Here is a 16,884-nt window from a genome sequence, read left to right as displayed (position 1 = left end):
CAGCCCATGTCGCCGGACCGGCTCGACTCGACCCGAGATCTTTTCCATGCCTGGAACCGCAGCGCCCAGCCGGCGACGCACGTCCGTGCCCGCCTCGGCCGCGCACACCCGCTCGACCGCCGATACCGACGTCATCGCGACGCTCGACGTTGCCGGCACGCCCGTTGCCGCATCGACCGCGGCCGCCAGCCCCGCGCGCGACCGCGCGCTGCTGCTCGGCTGGCGCGCCTGGTTGTTCGTTGCCGCCCTGGTGTGCGCGTACACGCTGCCCGGCGTGCTCGGCCACGATCCGTGGAAACAGGACGAAACCTACACGTTCGGCATCATCCAGCACATGCTCGAGACCGGCGACTTCGTCGTGCCGACCAATGCCGGCCTGCCCTTCATGGAAAAGCCGCCGCTTTACGCGTGGGTCGCGACCAGCCTCGCGTGGCTGCTGCAGCGCGTGATGCCGCTGCACGACGCGGCGCGCCTGGCGAGCGCCCTGTTCGCCGCGCTCGCGTTCGGCTTCATCGCACGTGCGGCCCGCGTGGCCAGCCGGACGGAGAACTGGTTCGACCTGCGCGTGCTCGGCCCGGTCGTGCTGAGCGCGGGCACGCTCGTCGTCATCAAGCACGTGCACGACATGATGACGGACGTCGCATTGTTTGCCGGTACGGCAATGGGGTTCTGCGGACTGCTCGAACTCGTGATGCAGCACGTCGCGCGCGCGCAGCAGATGCGGCACGGGCTGCCGGTGCACCCGGCGAGCCGCTGGGCCGCGCCGCTCTTCGGCGCGGGCGTCGGCATCGCGCTGATGGCGAAGGGGCTGTTCGTGCCGCTCGTGTTCGCGGCCACGCTCGTCTGCACACTGGTGCTCTACCCGGCCTGCCGCACCCGCTCGTTCGCACGCGCGCTCGGCATTGCCGCGCTCGTGTTCGCGCCGTTCGCGCTGATCTGGCCGACCGCGCTGTTCCTGCGCTCGGAGACGCTGTTCATGAAGTGGTTCTGGGACAACAACGTCGGCCGCTTCTTCGGTTTCTCCGTCCCCGAGCTCGGGGCAGAAAACGACAAGCCGCTCTTCATTCTCCGCGCGTTCCTGACCGTCGGTTTCCCGATCGCACCGCTCGCGATCGTCGCGCTCGCACGCGGCGCATGGCGTGACTGGCGCGTGCCGTCTGTCGCGCTGCCCGTGCTGTTCGCCGGTATCGGGCTCGTGGTGCTGCAAATATCCGCGACGTCGCGCCAGCTCTACATCCTGCCGTTCTTCGCACCGCTCGCACTGGTCGCCGCGCAGGCGATCGAGCGCCTGCCGCGCCGGCTGCATCTCGCCTGGGATTACCTGAGCCGCCTCCTGTTCGGCACGGTCGTCGTGCTCGCGTGGGCGATCTGGGCGGTGATGGCCGATCCGGCCGCGTCGCGCGCCGATCTCGCGCTGCTCGGCCGCTGGCTGCCGCTCGACTGGACGATGCCGATCCAGCCCGCGCTCGTGACCGGCGCGCTCGCACTGACGGTCGGCTGGCTGACGCTGCTGCCGAAGTTGCGCACGACGGGCCGGTGGCGCGGCGCGCTGTCGTGGGGCGCCGGCGCGCTCGTCGCGTGGGGGCTCGTCTACACGCTGCTGCTGCCGTGGCTCGATGCCGCGAAGAGCTACCGCTCGGTGTTCGACGACCTGAACGCGCATCTGGCGCTCGAATGGAACGACGGCGACTGCATGGCGAGCCTGCCCGGGTTCGGCGAATCGGAGGCGCCGATGATGTACTACTTCTCCGGCATCCAGCACACGCCGATCGACGACGCGAAGACGACGCGCTGCACATGGATGATCGTGCAGGGCGTGCGGGCCGTCGAGCCGGCGCCCGGCAGCGAGTGGAAGCTGTTCTGGACGGGCGCCCGCCCGGGCGACAACGACGAGTTGCTGCGCGTTTACGTGCGCACGCCCGAACAGCACCTGCAGTGACGCCGGGCGGCGCGATGCGCCGTCCTGCCCGCCTTCGTTTTCTTCTTCGGCAATGGCCGCGCTCATCCGCCCGGCCGGTGCGCAGCCCTTGCGCGATGCCGGCGCCGGTCCGAGCCCGCCAGCGCCCCAACGGTCGCCGCCCCTTCCGTCATCACGTCGACATTCGGATCGTCAGAACGACGAGCCGGGCTCTCGCAAAAACGCCGTTTCCTCGTCGGTCGACGCGCGGCCGAGAATCGCGTTCCGGTGCGGAAAGCGCCCGAAGCGCTCGACGACCGCCGCATGCAGCAATGCGAAGCGGTGATAGCTCTCGCACCCGGCCTCGTCGCGGATGCCCGCGCACAGACGCACGGCCTCGCGCTGGCTCTCGACCGACTCGTCGTGCTCGAACGGCAGATACGCGAACGCACGGTGATGGCCGCTCGGCAACCGCGCGTCCCAGCCGGCCGCGACGACGCGGCGCGCGAGCGCGAGCGCCTTCGAATCGGCGGCAAACGCGCGCGGCGTGCCGCGATGGATGTTGCGCGAGAACTGGTCGAGCACGACGATCAACGCGAGTGCGCCCGACGGCGAATCGGCCCAGTGATCGCAAGCGCCGTCGCATGCAGCGTCGAGCAGCGCGCCATAGCGCGTACGCAGCACGTCGTCGAATGCCGCGCCGCCATTGAACCAGACCGTGCGGTTCTGCCCGAATTCGGCCGAGCCCGGCGCGCCGAACCAGAAATCGAGAATCTCCCGTGCCTGCGGATCGAGCGCCGCCGCGCCTGCTTTCCCGGTATCGATCGTCATGCAAACTCCAGTACGAGGCGCCGTGTGCGCGCACTCTTCTTTTCCAGTTTCGCGACCCGCAGCCCACCGATTTCGGACGTGTTGCGCACATGCGTGCCGCCGCACGGCTGCAGGTCGACGTTTTCGATGCGCAGCAGCCGCACGCGGCCGAGGCCCATCGGCGGCTTCACGCTCATCGTGCGCACGAGTTCGGGCCGCTCGGCCATCTCGTCGTCGGTGATCCATTCGGTCGTGACCGGATGCGCGCCGACGACGAAGCCCGCGAGGCGCCGCTCGACGTCGTCGCGGTCGATCGCGTCGGACGTCGCGAAATCGAGCCGCACGTAGTCGGCCGTCACGCTGCAGCCGTCGACCGCATACGGCAGCACCGCGCACATCAGGTGCGCGGCCGTATGCAGGCGCATGTGCCGGTAGCGGCGCAGCCAGTCGATCGCCGCGACCACGCGCGTGCCGGGGGCGAGCGTCGCGACGCTCGCCTCCTGGTCCGGCGCGGGCACGTGCACGGCGTCGTCGGGCGTCGCACCGTCGAACTTCGCCTTGCGCGTGTCAGCGATCGCGATCGTGCTGCCGTCGGGCAGCGTCAGCGTGCCGGTGTCGCCGGCCTGGCCGCCGCCGAGCGGATAGAACACCGTGCGGTCGAGCCGGATGCCGTCGTCGCCGACGGCCTGGACGATCGCCTCGCATTGCGTGAGGTACGCGTCTTCGCGAAACAGCGCTTGTGTCGTCATCGGGCGAGCCTCGTATCGATGGGGGAATGGAAACGGCCAGTGTCGCGCCGGGCGGCACGGGCGCCCAGACGCAGATCGTCCCGCGCGCGGGCAGCGGCGTACCGGTCGATCAACCGGGCCGGTTGCGCATCCAGTCGGCCGTGTCGTAGAACGAATGCATGAGCCGCTCGCGCAGCGGCTCCGGCAACCCGACATCCTCCATCGCCCACGCCATGCAGCGCAGCCACTGGTCGCGCTCGACCGACGCGATCGGGAACGGCAGGTGCCGCGCGCGCAGCCGCGGATGGCCGAACCGGCTGATGTAGTGGTCGGGGCCGCCGAGCCAGCCGCACAGGAACCAGAACAGCTTGTCGCGCGAACCGTCGAGCGACGGCGGATGCAGCGCGCGAATCTGCGCGAACTCCGGCTCGAGGTCCATCAGGTCGTAGAAGCGGTCCACCATTTCGCGCACGCGGGCTTCGCCGCCCACGAGCTCGAACGCCGTCGGCTGCGACGGCGCATCGTCATTCACATCGGTCATACGGATAGTCGGGAAACGGGATCTTCGGGGCCGCGGGCGACGCTCAGGCGTCGCGCAGCGACTGCAGCGCGGGGCGCCGCAACACATTATGCAGGCTCAGCCAGCCGGCCGCACCGGCGCAGACGACACCGGCCGCGATGCCGGCCGGCACGAGCCAAGGATCGACGGCGAGCTGGAAGTCGAACACGCGCGCGGCGAGCACCCAGCCGACCGCGATCGCGCCCGCCGATGCCAGCACGCCGGCCAGCGCGCCGACCACGACGAATTCCGCGCGCTGCACCGCGTTCACCTGCGCGCGCGACGCGCCGAGCGCGCGCAGCAGCGCGGCCTCGCGCACGCGCTCGTCGCGCGAGCCGGCGAGCGCCGTGTACAGCACGAGCACCCCGGCCGCGAGCGTGAACGCGAACAGGAACTGCACCGCCCCGACCACCTGCAGCATCATCCGCTGCAACTGCGCGAGGATCGGCGCGACATCGATCGCGGTCAGGTTCGGGTAGCGCGCGATCAGCGGATCGAGCAGCGCGGCGTCCGAGGCCGGCAGATGGAAGCTGGTCAGGTAGACGGCCGGGAAATCCTTCAGCACGGGCGGCGGCATCAGCACGAAGAAGTTGACGCGGAACGAGCCCCAGTCGAGCTTGCGCACGCTGGTGACGGGCGCGTCGACCGTCAGTCCCGTCACGTCGAAGCGCAGCGTGTCGCCCGGTTTCACGTTCAGCGTCTTCGCGAGGCCGGCTTCGATCGAGATCTGCGGCGTGGCCGCGGTGCCGAACCAGTCGCCTTCGACGATCCGGTTGTCGGACGGCAGCTCGGTCGTATACGACAGGTTGAACTCGCGATCGACGAGCCGGCGCGCCTCTTCGGACGGGTACGCGTCCGGATTCACCGGCTTGCCGTTGATCGCGACGAGGCGGCCGCGCACCATCGGCGCGGGCTCGGCGTCGCGCACGCCGTGCGCGGCCAGATAGGCCGCGACATCGGCGCGCTGGTCGGGCTGGATGTCGATCAGGAACTGGTTCGGCGCATCGGGCGGTGTCGACTGCCGCCAGCCCGCCACGAGGTCGTTGCGCGTGATCGCGATCAGCAGCAGGCACATCAGGCCGAGCGCGAGCGCGGTGATCTGCAGCGCGCTGGCCGTGCCGCGTCGGTGCAGCGACGCCAGCGCGTAACGCCAGCCGACGCCCGCGGCCACGCGCGCATTGCGCACCGCGCGCGCGGCGGCGAACAGCACGAGCCGGGCGATCAGCGCGAAACCGACCAGCGCACCGGCAAAGCCGCCCGCGACGATCAGGCCGAGCTTCAGGTTGCCGGCGGCCACGATCAGCAGCCCCGCGAACAGCACGACGCCGATCGCGTACGCGGCCCACGCGGTGCGCGACGCGTCGCCCCACTCGCGCCGCAGCACGCGCACCGGCGGCACGCGCGTGAGCGGCACGAGCGGCGGCAGCGCGAAACCGAGCAGCAGCACGAGCGCGGCGCCCATGCCGATCAGCGCCGGCCACAACGTCGGCGGCGGCAGCACGACGTCGATCAGGCTGCCGAGCGCGGCCAGCAACGCCCAGTGGCCGGCATAGCCGAGCACCGCGCCCGCGGCGCCCGACACGATGCCGACGCCGGCGAATTCCAGCGCGAACAGCGCGCCGAGCGTGCGGCGGCTCACGCCAAGACAGCGCATCGTCGCGCAGCCGTCGAGATGACGCCGCATGTAGCGCTGCGCGGCCATCGCGATCGCGACCGCCGCGAGCAGCGCGGTCAGCAGCGCGACGAGCGTCAGGAAATGGCGCGCGCGATCCAGCGTCTGCCGCACCTGCGGCTGCCCTTCCTGCAACGACTCGAGCCCGACGCCGCGCAGCTTCCCGCCGTCGACGCGCGCGTGCGCATACGTTTCGAAGCGCGCGATGGCCGGAGCATCGCCGGCGACCAGCAGCCGGTACGTGACGCGGCTGCCGTAGCCGGTGAGCCCCGTCGCGGCGAGCTCGTCCGCGCGCATCATCAGCCGCGGCGAAAAATTGACGAACGAAAAGCCGCGATCGAGTTCGCGGGTGATCGCGGCGGCGACCGTAAATGTACGCAGCCCGACCCGCACCGTATCGCCGGCCTTCAGGTGCAGCGCGTCGAGCAGCGCCGGGTCGGCCCATACGGTGCCGGGCGCGGGAATCGCGGCCGCCTTCTGCGCAGTGGCGGCACCGGCCGGCAGAATCTCGACCGCGCCGCGCAGCGGATACCCGGGCGACACGGCCTTCACGGCCGCGAGGCGCGACGGTGCCGCGTCGGCCGCCTGCCCGCCCGCGGCGGCCGCGATCATGCTCGGAAAAATGGCGGTCGTCGCGGTACGCAGGCCGAGCGCGCGGGCCTGCCGGTCGAACGACGGATCGACCGGATGATCGGCGCGCACGACGAAATCGGCGCCGAGCATCTGACGCGCGTCGCGCTCGAGCCCCTGGCGCAGGCGATCGGCGAGAAAGCCGACGCTCGTCAGCGCCGCGACCGCGAGCACCAGCGCGAGGACGAGCAGCGTCAGTTCGCCCGCGCGCCAGTCGCGCGCGGTCATCCGGGCAGCCTGGTGGATCAGGTCGCGCAGACCGAAGCGGCCGGCATGCGCGCGCCCGTCATGGCCGGATGGCCCGGCCGGCGGCTGCGCCGCGTGTTGCGGCCCCTTCAATCGCGTTTCCCTCCGATCGAGTTGAGCCGCGACACCATGTGGTTCGCCATCCCGCGAAAACCGCCCGACACGCCGCGCCACAGACGCGGCAGCGCCCACGCCGACGCCGCGATGAACGCGGCGAGCAGCACGAGGAACGCGAGCGGAACGAAGAACGCGAGGACGAGCCCGCCGACCACGAGACCGTCCTCGGTCGACGACGCGACCCAGTTCGAAATCGGTTCGGGAGACAGGTTGATCAGCGCGCGCGTGCCGGCCTTCGCCACGTGCGCGGCGCCGGCGAGCGAGCCGCCGGCGAGCCCCGCGACCGCCAGCATGGTCGGGTCGGCATGGCCGAGCGCGCCGGCCGCGAGCACGGCCCCGGCCGGGATGCGGATGAAGGTATGCACGGCATCCCACAGCGAGTCGAACGCGGGGATCTTGTCGGCAAGGAACTCGGTCACGGTGAGCACGGCCGCGGCGCCGATCACCCACGGCGACATCAGCACGGCCAGCGTGTCGGGTAGATGGAGCCAGCCGAACCGCGCCAGCACGCCGGCGATCAGGACCGTCAGGTACAGGCGCAGGCCGCTCGCCCACGCGAGCCCCGCGCCGAGCGAAATGGCTTCGATCATGGCCCTCTCCTTGCACTTTCCGTGCGTTTTGCCGATTGATCGGATCGGGTCGGACAGATTGGCCGCGCGGCGCGTGGCGACCGGCACCGCGTGCCGCGAGAAGCACGACGGGATTCAGGCCCGAATGCGTTCCATTATAGACAGGCTGGGCGGGCGACCGGCGCAATTCCGCGGGGCAAGGCGGCGCCCGGGCGCCTGCGCACCCGGGATACCGTCGTCAGGCGGCCGACGACAGCTTCAGGCCGACCAGCCCCGCGACGATCAGCGCCGCGCTCGCGACGCGCGCGACGGTCAGCGCCTCGCCCATCATCACGATGCCGAACACGAACGCGCCGACCGCGCCGATGCCCGTCCACACCGCGTACGCGGTACCGAGCGGCAACTGGCGCATCGCGACCGCGAGCAGCCCGAAGCTGGCCAGCGCCGTCACGATCGTAAACACCGACGGACCGAGCTTCGTGAAGCCGTCCGACGATTTCAAGCCGGCCGCCCAGGCCACTTCCAGCAAACCGGCGATCAACAACCATACCCACGCCATCTCGACGTACTCCGTATCGGATGGGGCCGTCCCCGTTGAAGCGAATGACCCGGGGTCGTCCCCGGGCGGCGCCGAGTATAACAAGAGGCTTACGGACCTGCCGGCTGCCTGCCACGTCGGTGGCCGATGCGGGGCGCGATCGGCCGGCCGCGCTCAGTTCGCCACGCGCTTCGGCGCACCGCCGCCGACGCAGCGGTCGTCGCGGTACAGCGCCCACTCCTCGCACACGCGGCCATCCTTGAACATGCACATGCCGACCTGCCCGCTCGACAGGTTGCGGATCACGTGGCGACCGCCGAGCTTCTCGCAGTTGACCGACGCGGGATTGGCCAGCGCCACCTGCGCGGGCGGCTGCTGCCCGGGCGGCAACGGTTGGGCGAACGCGCCGGGCGCGACCAGCGCCAGCGCACAGAGGACGACCAGACGGACGGACATTGCACGCTCCTCGTTTTCGTTCGCGGAACGGTCAGGATAGCGGGGATCGCGCAGCCGGTGTGCAAGGCCGGCGGCAGTCGCGAGACTGTCGCGCCGGCGCAACCGTGCCGGCGCGCGGGGTCATGGCCGTGTGCGCCGCCGCGCCCGTCGTCACACGGCGCCGACGAGCCGGTAGCCGACGCCCGTCTCGGTGACGATGTGCTCGGGCTGCGCGGGATCGGCCTCGAGCTTCTGGCGCAGGTGCGCCATGTAGATGCGCAGATAGTGATGGCTCTCGACGTGCGACGGCCCCCACACGTCGCGCAGCAGCTGGCGGTGCGTGAGCACGCGCCCCGCGTGACGCACGAGCGTCGCGAGCAGCCGGTATTCGAGCGGCGTCAGGTGCACGATCGCATCGTCGCGCCATACCTGGCGCAGCGCGAGATCGACGGTCACGCTGCCGAAGGTCACCTTCGGCGACTCGTTCGCGCCGCCCTGGTTGCGCCGGCGCAGTTGCGCGCGCATCCGCGCACGCAGTTCGGACACGCCGAACGGCTTGGTCAGGTAGTCGTCGGCGCCCGCGTCGAGCGCCGCGACCTTCTCCTCTTCCTGCGTGCGGGCGGACAGCACGATCACCGGCACCTCGGACCAGCCGCGCAGTTCGCGGATCACGTCGAGGCCGTCGGTATCGGGCAGCCCGAGGTCGACGATCACGAGGTCGGGCTTGCGCGTCGCCGCGTCGATCAGCCCCTGCTTGCCCGTCTCGGCCTCGAACACCGCGATGTCCTCCTCTTCGAGCGCGGCGCGCACGAAGCGGCGGATCTGCTTTTCGTCCTCGATCAGGACGACGGTCAGGCTGGGTTCACTCATGGTCTGGCAATGACTCGGATGGGGGCGATGCGCCCGGCAGGTCGGGTTCGTCGTCGGGCACGGCCGGCGCGGCCGGCGGCGTGTCGACCGGCAGCGTGAACCAGAAGCGCGCGCCCGTCACGTGGCCGTCGGGCGCGGTGCGGTTCAGCGCGCCGATTTTACCGCCGTGCGCCTCGACGATCGCGCGGCAGATCGCGAGGCCGAGCCCGATGCCCGGCGTCGCCGATTCCTTCTCCCCGCGCGTGAACTTGTCGAAGATCCGCGTTTCCATGCCGGCCGGCAGGCCCGGGCCGTGATCGTCGACGCGCACGCGCACGAATGGCTGCCCGTCGTCGGTCACGCGCTCGGCGCCGATGTCGAGCGACGTATCGGGCGGCGTGTACTTCGCCGCGTTCTCGAACAGGTTGGTGAACAGCCGCTCCATCAGCACCGCGTCCATCTGCAGCAGCGGCAGGTCGGCCGGCAGCGCAACGCGCGCCGGATGGCGGGCGAGCACCCGCCGGCAGGCGGCGAGCGCGGCGCCGACGGTTTCCTCGAGCAGCGACCACTGGCGCTTGAGCTGCAGGCTGCCGGCCTGCAGCCGCGCCATGTCGAGCAGGTTCGTGACGATGCCCGTCATGCGCAGCGCCTCGTCGTGGATCGCGTCGACGAGTTCGCCCTCGCGCTGCGCGAGCCGCGCGGCCGCCGCGGCGTCGCCCGCCTGCGCGGCCGCGCGCCCGTTCGCGAGCATCGACGAGAAGCCGACGATCGTCGTGAGCGGCGTGCGCAGGTCGTGCGAGATCGCCGACAGCAGCGAGTTGCGCAGCCGTTCGGATTCCATGTTGACGAGCGCGTCGCGCGCGATCTCGACGTAGTGCACGCGCTCCAGCGCGAGCGCGATCTGCGCGGCGAATGCGTCGAGCATCCGCTGCTGCTCGGGCACCTCGAGTTCGCGCGGCTCGCGCGACGCGACCGCGAGCACGCCGCGCGTGCGCATCGGCGCCTTCAGCGGCAGGTACAGCGCGGCCGTCGCCGGCAGCGTATCGGTGCCGCGGCCGGCCGGCTTCTGCTGGTCGTACACCCACTGGCCGACGTCGCTGTCGAGCTCCGCGCCCGTCAGCGTGACGGCCGCGTCGGGCTCCTCGATCTTCTGCCGCACCTGGTCCGCGCTGTCGGGCAGCAGGAACGCGACACGCGCGCGGAACACCTCGCCGACGTGGCGGCTGCCGATCTCGACGATCTGCTCGGTCGTCAGCGCCGCGCCGAGTTCGCGCGCCATCGCGTAGATCGCGCCGGTGCGGCGCTCGCGGCGCTGCGCGACGCTGGCCTGGCGCGTCAGCGTCGATGTCAGGTGGCTGATCACGAGCGACGTCAGCAGCATCCCGAAGAAGGTCAGCAGGTATTGCGTGTCGCTGACCGAGAACGACATGCGCGGCGGCACGAAGAAGAAATCGAACGCGGCCACCGACAGGAACGACTGCAGCACGCCCGGGCCGCGCCCGAGCCGCACGGCCGAGAACACCACGCCGAGCAGGTACAGCATCACGAGATTCGTGAGGTCGAGTCGCCCGGACACGACACTCGCGACGACGGTGATCGCCGCGCAGATCGCGGCCGCATACGCGTAATGGCGCGGCGGCGAGCGGTGCGTGCCGAACTGCGCGAACGCATCGCGCCAGTCGCGCGCCCGCGCGTCGAGCGGCGCGGCGCGCGCCTCGTCGCTCGCGGATGCGCGAATCAGCATCAGGTCGACGTCGCCCGCGCGTTCCGCTAGCTGCTCGCCGAACGGCCGCGCGAAGCGGCGCGCGAGCCCCACCTTCGGCGAGCCGCCCGCGACCAGCTTCGACACGTTGCGCACCTTCGCATAGCCGATCAGCGCGGCGACCGCGTCGGCGCCGGCGAGCGTGGCCGTCTCCGCGCCGAGCTCGGCCGCGAGCTTCAGCGCGTCGAGGGTGCGCTGCCGCCGCGCGTCGGGCAGCCGCTGCAGGCGCGGCGTCTCGACGTACACGGCGATCCAGTCGGCCTTCAGGCTCGCCGCGAGCCGCGCGGCCGCGCGCACCAGCGTCGGCGCTTCGGGGCCGGGCCCGACGCACACCAGCAACCGCTCGCGCGCCTGCCAGATGCGCTGGATCGAACGGTCGGCGCGGTACTCGCGCATCTGCGCGTCGACGCGATCGGCCGTGCGCCGCAGCGCGAGTTCGCGCAGCGCGATCAGGTTGCCCTTGCGGAAGAAGTTGCGCACCGCGCGCTCGGCCTGCTGCGCGAGATAGACCTTGCCGTCGCGCATCCGCTCGAGCAGTTCCTCGGCCGGCAGGTCGACGAGCGTGACTTCGTCGGCCGCGTCGAACACGCGATCGGGCACGGTCTCCCACACGCGGATGCCGGTGATCGCGCCGACCACGTCGTTCAGGCTTTCGAGATGCTGGACGTTGACGGTCGTATAGACGTCGATGCCCGCGTCGAGCAGCTCGTAGACGTCCTGCCAGCGCTTCAGGTGGCGTGCGCCCTGCACGTTCGAATGCGCGAGCTCGTCGACGAGGATCAGTTGCGGCGCTCGCGCGAGCGCGCCGTCCAGATCGAATTCGGCGAGCGTGCGGCCGCGATAGTCGATGCGGGCGGGCGGCAGCACGTCGAGGCCGTCGAGCAGCGCGGCGGTCTCGCTGCGGCCGTGGGTCTCGACGATGCCGACGACGACGTCGACGCCTTCCTGCCGGCGCTGGCGCGCGGCCTGCAGCATCGCGTAGGTCTTGCCGACGCCGGCGGACGCGCCGAAGAAGATCTTGAGCTGGCCGCGCCGCTGCTTTTCTTCATCTCGCTGCAGCTTGTCGAGAAGTTGGTCTGGATCGGGACGGTTCATGCGTGAGGAAAGCGGAGCGCCCGGATGCGCGCGAGTACGAGCATTGTGGTTCCAAATCGCCGCAAAAGGCAAAGACGGCGCAAGCGCCGTCGGGAAAAGCGCGTCCGGCGCGGCCCAGGCCGCGCCGGACGCCGGTCGGCACGCGCGATCGGTCAGTGCGCGGCCTGCGCCGCGTCGAGCGCGAGATTCAGCTTCAGCACGTTCACGCGCGGCTCGCCGAGCACGCCGAACTGGCGGCCCGTCGTGTTCACGGCGACGAGTTGCGCGACCACGTCCGGCGCCAGATGGCGCGCCTTCGCGACGCGCTCGACCTGGTACGCGGCGGCCGCCGGCGTGATTTCCGGATCGAGGCCGCTCGCCGACGCGGTCACGAGGTCGATCGGCACCGGTTTCGACAGGTCGGTCCCGGCGTCGCGCAACGCGGCGATGCGCGCCTTCACCTGGTCGGGGAGCGACGGGTTCAGCGGCCCGAAGTTCGAGCCGCCCGAGCCGGCCGCGTTGTACGGCATCGGCGCGGTGGCCGACAGCCGGCCCCAGAAATACTTCGGCGCATCGAACGGCTGGCCGATCAGCGCGGAGCCGACGACCTTGCCGTCCTGCTCGATCAGGCTGCCGTTGGCCTGCGACGGAAACACGGCCTGACCGAACACGGTCATCACGGCTGGGTAAGCGAGCCCCGTCACGGCGGTCAGGATGACGAACAGCACGACGAGCGGGCGAATCAACGATTTCATGATGGTTCCTTCCAGTGCGGCCGGCTCAGGCCCAGCCGAGCGCGGCGAGCGTCATGTCGATCAGCTTGATGAACGGGAACGGCAGCAGCACGCCGCCGAGGCCGTAGACCAGCAGGTTGCGGCGCAGCAGCGACGCGGCGCCGAGCGGCCGATAGGTCACGCCCTTCAGCGCGAGCGGAATCAGCGCGACGATGATCAGCGCATTGAAGATCACGGCAGACAGGATCGCGGACGCCGGCGACGTCAGGTGCATGATGTCGAGCACGCGCAGTTGCGGGTAGGTCGTCACGAACGCGGCCGGGATGATCGCGAAATATTTCGCGATGTCGTTCGCGATCGAGAACGTCGTCAGCGACCCGCGCGTCATCAGCATCTGCTTGCCGATCTCGACGATCTCGATCAGCTTGGTCGGGTTCGAATCGAGGTCGACCATGTTGCCGGCTTCCTTCGCCGCCTGCGTGCCGGTGTTCATCGCCACCGCGACGTCGGCCTGCGCGAGCGCCGGCGCGTCGTTGGTGCCGTCGCCCGTCATCGCGACGAGGCGCCCGGCCGCCTGATGCTCGCGAATCGTCGCGAGCTTGGTTTCCGGCGTCGCTTCCGCGAGGAAATCGTCGACGCCCGCTTCCGCCGCGATCGCCGCGGCCGTCAGCCGGTTGTCGCCCGTCACCATCACGGTCTTGATGCCCATCTTGCGCAGTTCCGCGAAGCGCTCCTTGATGCCGCCCTTCACGATGTCCTTCAGCTCGATCACGCCGAGCACGCGCGCCGCCCCGTCCTGCAGGTCGGCGACGACGAGCGGCGTGCTGCCGCGGCGCGCGACGTCGTCCACCGCGCGGCGCACTTCCTCGGGGAAGCGGCTGCCGTGGGTTTCGACGTAGCGGCGGATCGCGTCGGCCGCGCCCTTGCGGATCTCGCGACCGGGCAGGTCGACGCCGCTCATCCGCGTCTGCGCGGAAAAGCCGAGGAACGTCGCGTGCAGTTGCGCCATGTCGCGCTGGCGGATGTTGAAGCGCTCCTTCGCGAGCACGACGATGCTGCGCCCTTCCGGCGTTTCGTCGGCGAGCGACGACAGTTGCGCGGCATCGGCCAGCGCTTCCTCGGTCACGCCCGGCGCCGGCACGAACGTCGACGCCTGACGGTTGCCGAGCGTGATCGTGCCGGTCTTGTCGAGCAGCAGCACGTCGACGTCGCCGGCCGCTTCCACCGCGCGGCCCGACGTCGCGATCACGTTCGCCTGCATCATCCGGCTCATCCCGGCCACGCCGATCGCGGACAGCAGCCCGCCGATCGTCGTCGGGATCAGGCACACGAGCAGCGCGACCAGCGCGGTGATCGTCACCACGTGGCCGGCCTTCATCGCGTCGACCGAGAACATCGAGAACGGCAGCAGCGTCGCGGTCGCGAGCAGCATCACGATCGTCAGCGCGACGAGCAGGATCGTCAGCGCGATCTCGTTCGGCGTTTTCTTGCGCTTCGCGCCTTCGACCATCGCGATCATCCGGTCGAGGAACGCCTCGCCGGGGTTCGCGGTGACCTTGACGACGATCCAGTCGGACAGCACACGCGTGCCACCCGTCACCGACGAGAAGTCGCCGCCCGATTCGCGGATCACCGGTGCGGATTCGCCGGTGATCGCCGATTCGTCGACCGACGCGACGCCGTCGACGACCTCGCCGTCGGCCGGGATCACGTCGCCGGTCTCGACCAGCACGACGTCGCCTTTGCGCAGGTCGGACGCGGTCATGATGCGGATCGGCGACTTCGGATGCGGCTCGTTGAGCTTCTTCGCCATCACGTCCTTCTTCGCGCTGCGCAGCGATGCGGCCTGCGCCTTCGAACGTCCTTCGGCGAGCGCTTCGGCGAAGTTCGCGAACAGCACCGTGAACCACAGCCACAGCGTGACCGCGAGGATGAAGCCCGCGGGCGCCTCGGCCTGGCCGGCGAGCGCCGCGATCCACAGGATCGTGGTCAGGATGCTGCCGACGTACACGCAGAACATCACCGGGTTGCGGAACTGCGTGCGCGGCGTGAGTTTCTTGAACGAGTCCACGATCGCCGGGCGCAGCAGCGCCGGGTCGAACATGGACCGTGTTGCGGAATGTTGAGTCATTGCGATCTCTTCAAGCTCTTCAGTCTTTTCAACGTGTCGCCATGCGGGCGCGCATCACGCGCCCAGCCACATCATCAGGTGCTCGACGCCCGGGCCGAGCGCGAGCGCCGGCACGTAGGTCAGCGCGCCCACCAGCAGCACGGTGCCGAGCAGCAGCACGACGAACAGCGGCCCGTGGGTCGGCAGCGTGCCGCTCGTCACCGCGATGCGCTTCTTCGCGGCGAGGGAACCGGCGATCGCCAGCACCGGCACGATCGTGCCGAAGCGGCCGAACCACATCGCGATCGCGGTCATCCAGTTGTAGAACGGCGTGCTGACCGTCAGGCCCGCGAACGCGCTGCCGTTGTTGTTCGCGGCCGAGCTGAACGCATAGAGGATTTCCGAGAAGCCGTGCGGGCCGGGGTTCGCGATGCCGGCCTTGCCCGCATCGGCGAGCACGGCGATCGACGTGCCGACCAGCACGAGCAGCGGCGTGAGCAGCACGACGATCGACACCATCTTCATCTCGTACGACTCGATCTTCTTGCCGACGTATTCCGGCGTGCGGCCGATCATCAGGCCGGCGACGAACACCGCGAGCAGCGCGAACACGAGCATCCCGTAGAGACCCGAGCCAACGCCGCCGTAGACCACTTCGCCGAGTTGCATCAGCAGCATTGGCACGAGACCGCCGACCGGCGTCAGCGAATCGTGCATCGCGTCGACCGCGCCGCACGACGCCGCCGTGGTCGCGACCGTGAAGATGCCGGTCTGCGCGATCCCGAAGCGCGTTTCCTTGCCTTCCATGTTGCCGCCCGACTGCAGCGCGCCCGCCGACTGGTCGACGTGCAGCGCGGCGAGCGTCGGGTTGCCGGCCTGCTCGGCACTCACCTCGACGCCGATCGCGATCGTGAACGCGACCGTCATCGCCGCGAGCACCGCGACGCCCTGCCGGCGGTCGCCGATCATGCGGCCGAACACCAGGCACAGCGCGGCCGGGATGATCAGGATCGCGAAGATCTCGATGAAGTTCGCGAACGGCGTCGGGTTCTCGTACGGGTGCGCGGAGTTCGCATTGAAGAAACCGCCGCCGTTGGTGCCGAGCATCTTGATCGCTTCCTGCGACGCAACCGGGCCCATCGCGAGCGTCTGCTTCGTGAGCGGGGTCGGCACCGTGACCGCGTTGCCCTTGTCGTCCTTCACCGGGTTGCCCTGCGCATCGAGCTTCGGCGCCGCGTAGGTGCTCGCCTGCAACACCGGCACGTCCTGGTACGCCTTCATGTTCTGCAGCACGCCCTGGCTCATCAGCAGCGCGGCGACGAGCGCAGCCATCGGCACGAGCACGTACAGCGTCACGCGCGTGAGGTCGACCCAGAAGTTGCCGATCGTCTGCGCGGTGTGGCGCGCGAAGCCGCGGATCAGCGCGATCACGACGACGATGCCGGTCGCTGCCGACAGGAAGTTCTGCACCGTCAGGCCGAGCATCTGCGACAGATAGCTGACGGTCTGCTCGGGCGCGTAGTCCTGCCAGTTCGTGTTGGCGACGAAGCTGACGGCCGTGTTGAACGCGCCGTCGGGCGTCATCGCGCCGAACTGCTGCGGGTTGCCGGGCAGGAAGCCCTGCAGGCGCAGCAGCCCGTAAAGGAACAGCACGCCGAGCGCGTTGAACGCGATCGTCGCGACCGCATACTGCTTCCAGTTCATCTCGGTGCCGGCGTCGACGCCGGCCACGCGGTACAGCGCGCGTTCGAGCGGCCCGAACACGCGCACGACGCGCGAACTGCCGTCCATCACCGCGCTCAGGTAGCGCGCGACCGGCACGGCCGCCGCCAGCAGCACGACGATGAACAGCAGCGTCTGCAACAGGTTGTTCGCGTTCATTCGATGTCCTCCGCGCGCAGCAGCGCAAAGACGAGATACGCGAACAGCAGCGCGGTGGACGCACCAGCCAGCCAAAGCATCCAGGTCATGCCCGCCCCCCGCGACCGTATTGCGCGAGCGTGTCGCAACCGGCAAGCAAACCGAGGGTCAGCGCGGTGAAGAGCACCAGTGCGCCGATGAAAACCCCATCCATTTTTATGTTCTCCGTCGTCGAAATCGGACGACTAGAACCTTATGGGAACGCGCGTAAAGGGCGGGTCAAAGGTATCGGGG

Annotated in this window: 14 protein-coding genes; 1 reads left to right on the top strand and 13 read right to left on the bottom strand. The window is 70.2% G+C overall.

The genetic code is table 11. The features are described 5' to 3' along the window. Window positions 1–46: 46 nt before the first annotated feature. Window positions 47–1,939 (top strand): ArnT family glycosyltransferase, encoded by a 1,893-nt coding sequence (locus tag H0X91_RS24460; RefSeq protein ID WP_043205566.1) that lies wholly within the window; start codon window positions 47–49, stop codon window positions 1,937–1,939. A 171-nt stretch (window positions 1,940–2,110) separates the two neighbouring features. Here H0X91_RS24460 and H0X91_RS24455 read toward each other — a convergent pair whose 3' ends face one another. The 13 genes from H0X91_RS24455 to kdpF form a co-directional block, all read right to left on the bottom strand. After that, window positions 2,111–2,728, bottom strand: a complete 618-nt coding sequence (locus tag H0X91_RS24455) for a DUF924 family protein (protein ID WP_006488213.1) — start codon at window positions 2,726–2,728, stop codon at window positions 2,111–2,113. After that, window positions 2,725–3,456, bottom strand: a complete 732-nt coding sequence (locus H0X91_RS24450; RefSeq protein ID WP_006488196.1) for an alanyl-tRNA editing protein — start codon at window positions 3,454–3,456, stop codon at window positions 2,725–2,727. Before H0X91_RS24450 ends, H0X91_RS24455 begins: the two co-directional genes overlap by 4 nt. A 109-nt stretch (window positions 3,457–3,565) precedes the next feature. Further along, window positions 3,566–3,976 (bottom strand): group II truncated hemoglobin, encoded by a 411-nt coding sequence (locus H0X91_RS24445; protein ID WP_006488211.1) that lies wholly within the window; start codon window positions 3,974–3,976, stop codon window positions 3,566–3,568. A 43-nt stretch (window positions 3,977–4,019) separates the two neighbouring features. After that, window positions 4,020–6,635, bottom strand: a complete 2,616-nt coding sequence (locus tag H0X91_RS24440; protein WP_058901661.1) for an ABC transporter permease — start codon at window positions 6,633–6,635, stop codon at window positions 4,020–4,022. Next, window positions 6,632–7,249, bottom strand: coding sequence for a DUF4126 domain-containing protein (locus H0X91_RS24435; RefSeq protein WP_006483514.1), 618 nt, complete (start codon window positions 7,247–7,249; stop codon window positions 6,632–6,634). The genes H0X91_RS24440 and H0X91_RS24435 overlap by 4 nt, the downstream gene beginning before the upstream one ends. Before the next feature lie 217 nt (window positions 7,250–7,466). Next, window positions 7,467–7,787 carry a quaternary ammonium compound efflux SMR transporter SugE gene (gene sugE / locus H0X91_RS24430; RefSeq protein WP_006497024.1) on the bottom strand — a complete coding sequence of 107 codons (321 nt, stop codon included), beginning with the start codon at window positions 7,785–7,787 and terminating at the stop codon, window positions 7,467–7,469. A 153-nt stretch (window positions 7,788–7,940) separates the two neighbouring features. Continuing rightward, complete coding sequence (locus H0X91_RS24425) at window positions 7,941–8,222, bottom strand: DUF333 domain-containing protein (protein WP_062884407.1); 282 nt, start codon at window positions 8,220–8,222, stop codon at window positions 7,941–7,943. A gap of 150 nt (window positions 8,223–8,372) precedes the next feature. Then, the gene (kdpE, locus tag H0X91_RS24420) at window positions 8,373–9,071 is read right to left on the bottom strand and encodes a two-component system response regulator KdpE (protein ID WP_006483513.1); all 699 of its coding nucleotides are present in this window, start codon (window positions 9,069–9,071) and stop codon (window positions 8,373–8,375) included. Next, on the bottom strand, window positions 9,064–11,907 hold the full coding sequence (locus tag H0X91_RS24415; RefSeq protein ID WP_084750497.1) for a DUF4118 domain-containing protein: 2,844 nt from the start codon (window positions 11,905–11,907) through the stop codon (window positions 9,064–9,066). Before H0X91_RS24415 ends, kdpE begins: the two co-directional genes overlap by 8 nt. Before the next feature lie 152 nt (window positions 11,908–12,059). Then, window positions 12,060–12,641 (bottom strand): potassium-transporting ATPase subunit KdpC, encoded by a 582-nt coding sequence (kdpC, locus tag H0X91_RS24410; RefSeq protein ID WP_084750500.1) that lies wholly within the window; start codon window positions 12,639–12,641, stop codon window positions 12,060–12,062. Between the two features lie 25 nt (window positions 12,642–12,666). Beyond that, the gene (gene kdpB, locus H0X91_RS24405; protein WP_034201499.1) at window positions 12,667–14,751 is read right to left on the bottom strand and encodes a potassium-transporting ATPase subunit KdpB; all 2,085 of its coding nucleotides are present in this window, start codon (window positions 14,749–14,751) and stop codon (window positions 12,667–12,669) included. A gap of 54 nt (window positions 14,752–14,805) precedes the next feature. Then, window positions 14,806–16,611 (bottom strand): potassium-transporting ATPase subunit KdpA, encoded by a 1,806-nt coding sequence (kdpA, locus tag H0X91_RS24400; RefSeq protein WP_006481875.1) that lies wholly within the window; start codon window positions 16,609–16,611, stop codon window positions 14,806–14,808. After that, a complete protein-coding gene (gene kdpF / locus H0X91_RS24395) occupies window positions 16,608–16,700 on the bottom strand; it encodes a K(+)-transporting ATPase subunit F (protein WP_006752209.1) in 93 nt (30 codons plus the stop codon). The genes kdpA and kdpF overlap by 4 nt, the downstream gene beginning before the upstream one ends. Window positions 16,701–16,884: the final 184 nt, after the last annotated feature.

This window comes from Burkholderia sp. 9777_1386 (assembly GCF_015712265.1).
In the GTDB taxonomy this organism is placed as follows: domain Bacteria; phylum Pseudomonadota; class Gammaproteobacteria; order Burkholderiales; family Burkholderiaceae; genus Burkholderia; species Burkholderia cenocepacia.
The sequence above is the reverse complement of the archived record's forward strand: the minus strand, read 5'-3'. Positions and strand labels throughout refer to the sequence as shown.